The 4,155-nt window shown below is 72.9% G+C and carries 2 protein-coding genes; both read right to left on the bottom strand.

From position 1 onward, the window contains the following. The coding region (locus tag AB0C66_RS35890; protein WP_362448803.1) for a type I polyketide synthase at positions 1-1,872 on the bottom strand (1,872 nt) is incomplete at its 3' end. Between the two features lie 24 nt (positions 1,873-1,896). Beyond that, a partial coding sequence (locus tag AB0C66_RS35885; protein WP_362448800.1) for an SDR family NAD(P)-dependent oxidoreductase occupies positions 1,897-4,155 on the bottom strand: 2,259 nt, incomplete at its 5' end.

The raw sequence follows: 4,155 nt of genomic DNA, 5'->3' as shown, positions 1-4,155 counted from the left end.
ACCCCGCAACACACCCGACAGCCCCCACTCCACAAACCCCGACAGCGCCGCCTCACACTCCGCCATCCGCCGCCCGAACACAGGCGACACCTCAAACAACTCCACCGCCATACCCACCCACTGCGACCCCTGCCCCGGAAACACGAACACGGGGCCGGTGTCGGCGGCAGGGGCGCCGTCGCCGCGCACCACCGCAGGTGACGCGCCCCCCGACGCCAGTGTCTCCAGCGCGCTCATCAGCGCGGCACGGCTGTCGCCGACCACCACCGCGCGGTGGTCGAAGGTGGCACGGGTGGTGGCCAGGGAGTACCCCACATCGGCCGGGGACAGCTCGGGCCGCCCCTCCAGATGCGACAGCAGCCGCTCGGCCTGCGCCCGCAGCGCGGCACCGCTCTTGGCCGACAGCGTCCACGGCACCACTCCCCCGCCCACGGGGGCCACTTCGCCCTGGTCGGCGGCGGGTTCGGAGGTGGCCCCGGGGGCGTCGGGCGCCTCCTCGATGATGGTGTGCACATTGGTGCCGCTCGCCCCGAAGGCCGAGACACCGGCGCGGCGCGGTTCCCCGTCGCGCGGCCACGCACGGGCCTCGGTCAGCAGTTCCAGCGCGCCCTCGGACCAGTCGATCCGCGAGGAGCGCTGCCCCGCGTGCAGGGTTTTGGGCAGCACACCGTGGCGCATCGCCTGGACCATCTTGATGACACCGCCGACCCCACCGGCCGCCTGCGGATGGCCGATGTTGGACTTCAGCGAGCCGATGAACACGGGCCGGTCCGACGGCCGGTCCTTGCCGTAGGTGGCGAGCAGCGCGCCCGCCTCGATCGGGTCGCCCAGCGGGGTGCCGGTGCCATGTGCCTCGACCGCGTCGATCTGCTCGGCGGACAGGGACGCGTTGGTCAGCGCCTGGCGGATCACCCGTTGCTGCGCCCGGCCGTTGGGGGCGGTCAGACCGTTGCTGGCGCCGTCCTGGTTGACGGCGGAGCCACGGACGAGAGCCAGCACCTCATGGCCGTTGCGCCGCGCGTCCGACAGCCGCTCCAGCAGCAGCATTCCGACGCCCTCGCCGAGCCCCATACCGTCGGCGCCCTCGGCGAACGCCTTGCAGCGGCCGTCCTGGGCGAGGCCGCGCTGCCGGGCGAAGCCGATGAGTCCCATGGGGGCGCCCATCACGGCGGCGCCACCCGCGAGCGCCAGTGAACAGTCGCCCTGGCGCAGCGACTGGCTGGCCAGGTGGAGGGCGACCAGCGAGGACGAGCAGGCGGTGTCCAAGGTGACGGCCGGACCCTCCAGGCCCAGGGTGTAGGCGATCCGGCCGGACATGATGCTTGCGGAGATTCCGGTGACCAGGTGGCCTTCGAGACCTTCGGGCATATGGGGCCAGTCGGGGACGTAGCCCTGGTAGGCGGCGCCCACGAACACACCGGTCCGGCTGCCGCGCAGGGTGCCGGGGTCGATCCCGGCACGTTCGAACGCCTCCCACGAGGTCTCCAGCAGCAGCCGCTGCTGGGGGTCCATCACGGTGGCCTCGCGGGGTGAGATCCCGAAGAAGGCCGGGTCGAACCGGTCGGCGTCGTGGAGGAATCCGCCTTCGGTGGCGTAGACGGTGCCCTGGCGGTCGGGGTCCGGGTCGTAGAGGTTCTCCAGGTCCCAGTCGCGGTTGCCGGGGAAGCCGGAGATGGCGTCACGCTCCCCGGTGACCAGGTCCCACAGGTCCTCGGGCCCGTGGATATCGCCGGGGTAGCGGCAGCTCATCGCCACGATGGCGATGGGTTCGCGGGAGGCCGCGGTCAGTTGCTGGTTGGCCCGCCGCAGTCGTTCCGTCTCTTTCAGAGACTCCCGCAGTGCGCCAACGATCTTGTCGGTGGGGTTTGCCATGGTCAGCTCCGCACTCGCGTCTCGTCAGAGGTCGTTCTTGTCGTAGGCCATGCGGACGAGGTCATCCACGTCCAGGTCGTCGATGGACTCCGTGGGTTCCTCGTCCGCCGGGCCGGTGGCGGGGTCGGGGGTGTCGGCGAGCCGTAGCAGCTCGTCCAGCAGCCCGGACTCCCGCAGGCGGAGCAGGGGGATGGCCGTCAATGCCTTCCTGACCTCCGCCTCTTCGGAGTCCAGTGCGGTGTCCGCCGTGTCGTGGGGGAAGAGTTCGGCGCCGATGTGTCCGGCGAGTTCGGCCGCGCTCGGATAGTCGAAGACGACGGTGACCGGGAACCGCAGTCCGGTGGCGGCACCCAGGCGGTTGCGCAGGTCCACGGCGCTGAGGGAGTCGAATCCCAGCTCGCGGAAGGCGCGTGAGACCTCCACGGCCTCGGGGCCCGGATAGCCGAGTACGGTGGCGATCTGGACACGCACCAGGGAGAGCACGGACTTCTGCCGCTCGGCCATGGACATCGTGGCCAGCCGGTCGCGCAGCGAGGTGGACTCCTCGGTCCCGGCCAACGCCGGGTCCGTGTCGGTGGCGAGGACACGCGCCACCTCGGGCACCTGACCGATCAGCGGACTGGGCCGTGCGGAGGTGAACACGGGGACGAACCGCTCCCAGTCGACGTCGGCGACGACGACCACGGTCTCGTCGCGGTCGAGCACCCGCTGGAAGCCGTCGATGGCCAGCTTGGGGCACATGAACGGGATGCCGCGGCCGCGCAGTTGCTCCTCGGCCAGGTTGGCGGCCATACCCCCCTCCTCCGGGCTCCAGATGCCCCAGACCACCGAGGTGGCGGTCAGACCCCGGGCGCGCCGGTGCTCGGCGAGCCCGTCGAGGTAGGCGTTGGCCGCGGCGTAGGCGCCGTGTTCGCCACTGCCCCAGACGGCCGAGATGGAGGAGAAGAGCACGAACGCGTCGAGGGTGTCCCGGTCGAAGAGGGCGTCGAGGTTGGCGGCGCCCGCGACCTTGGCCTCCGCGGTGTCCGCGAACTCCGCCAGGTCGGTGTCGGCGAGCGGGACGAGGACACCGGCACCGGCGATATGCATCACGGTGCGGATCGGCGGGCCCTGGTCCTCGATCCGCCGTACCAGCGCTTCCAGCGCCCGGCGGTCGGCCACGTCGCACGCGGCCACGGTCACCTTGGCGCCCAGCTCGGTGAGTTCGGCCGTCAGCTTGTCCGCACCGGGTGCCTCGGGGCCGCGGCGGCTGGTGAGCACCAGGTGTTCGGCACCGTTGCGGGCCAGCCAGCGGGCGATCTGGGCGCCGACACCCCCGGTGCCGCCGGTGAGCAGCACAGTGCCCTTGGGGGTCCAGCCGGGGCCGGACCGGGACCGGTCGGGGGTGGCGCGTACCAGCCTGCGGGTGAACACACCGGAGGGCCGCAGCGCGAGCTGGTCCTCGTCGCCGAGGCCGCCCGCCAGCGCCCCGCAGAGCCGGGTGGTGACCCGGCCGTCCACGGCGCCGGGCAGGTCGATCATGCCGCCCCAGCGCTGGGGGTGTTCGAGGGCGGCGACCCTGCCGAGCCCCCAGACGGCCGACTGGGCCGGGCTGTCCAGGGTGTCGGTGCCACCGGTGGACACCGCGCCCCGGGTGGCGAGCCACAGGGGCGCCTCGGCACCGGTGTCGCCGAGGGCCTGGACGAGGGCGAGGGTGAGCGCGAGGCCGGTGGGCACGCCCGCGTATGCGGGGTGCGGGGTGTCGGCGAGGCCGAGCAGCGAGAGCACACCGGAGGGGGTGGCACCGGCGGTGGCCTCGGTGAGCCGGGCGGCGGTCGTGCCGCGGTCGGCCTCGTCCAGTTCCACGGTGACAACGGTGGCGCCGTGACGGGCCATCCCGTTGCGGACGGCGTCGATCAGATGGGCATCGGTGGTGCCGGTCGGGCCGGTGCCGCGGTGGCGGGCCGCCGGGACCGCCAGCAGCCAGGTGCCGCCCAGGGCGGCCGAGGACGGGTCCGGTACCCGGTTCCAGGTGAGGTGGTAGCGCCAGGAGTCGAGGACCGAACGGTCACGGCGCGCCCGCCGCCACGAGGAGAGTGCGGGGAGCACGGCTCCGAGGGACTGTTCGCCGGTGGTGTCCACGTCCAGCGCGGTGGCCAGGGCCTCGAGGTCCTGCCGCTCCACCGCGTCCCAGAACTCGGCGTCGGCCGGGTCGCCTTCGGCCGTCACCGGCCCCGCGGCACCCTCCAGCCAGTACCGCTGACGCTGGAACGCATACGTCGGCAACGCCACCACCGAAGCGCC

The sequence above is a fragment of the Streptomyces sp. NPDC048636 genome, assembly GCF_040650655.1.
In the GTDB taxonomy this organism is placed as follows: Bacteria; Actinomycetota; Actinomycetes; order Streptomycetales; family Streptomycetaceae; genus Streptomyces.
The sequence above is the reverse complement of the archived record's forward strand: the minus strand, read 5'-3'. Positions and strand labels throughout refer to the sequence as shown.